At 83.4% G+C, this 646-nt stretch carries 1 protein-coding gene; it reads right to left on the bottom strand.

Annotated features, from left to right (window positions below; genetic code table 11):
• Window positions 1-646 (bottom strand): DUF4192 family protein (locus GTR00_RS22175; protein WP_166613630.1); only part of this gene is annotated, 646 nt, incomplete at both ends.

Genomic DNA, 646 nt, shown 5'->3' with positions numbered 1-646 from the left:
GGCGGCGCGCTGCACCGGCACCGGCAGCGGGTCGGTGACGGGCAGCGCGCCCGAGCGGTCCGCCGCGGCCCACAGGCCCCGCCCCACGGCCTCCGCCGCCACCCGGCCGGCGCCGGGGGTGTCCAGGGGCAGCCCCCGGGGCGGGCAGCAGCCGGCGTCGGTGCAGCTCAGCGAGCGCCAGCGCCCCGCCGCGACCAGCAGCGCCTCACCGACCGGCAGGCCCTCGGCGCGCAGCCGCTCGAGCGCGGCGGCGACCGCAGCGGCACCGGCCCGGCCGGTGCGCAGGGCACCGCCCGCGTCGTCGCCCGCGTCGCCGCCCGAGGGGTCGGCCGCGCCGCCGCCCGTGTCGTCGTAGCAGACGACGAGCACCCGGCCGGCGGCCGCGGGGCCACCGCCGGCGCGGCGGGCGCGCAGCAGGTGCTCGACCGCCTCGCCGGCGGCCGCGGCGGCGAGGCGGTCGAGCGCGTCCGCGGGCGTGTCGGCGGGCGTGTCGGCGGGCGTGTCGGCGGGCGTGTCCGTGCACGTCGCGTCGGGGGGCAGGTCCACGCGCACGACGGGGCCGAGGCGGGTGCCGCCCGGGGTCCCGGCACCGGTCAGCTCCAGGAGCACGAGGCTGTGGCGGGGGTGGAAGCCGAGGCGGTAGGGC

It is taken from the genome of Kineococcus indalonis, assembly GCF_009906395.1.
GTDB classification, from domain to species: Bacteria; Actinomycetota; Actinomycetes; order Actinomycetales; family Kineococcaceae; genus Kineococcus; species Kineococcus indalonis.
This window is presented reverse-complemented; position numbering and strand designations above follow the sequence as displayed.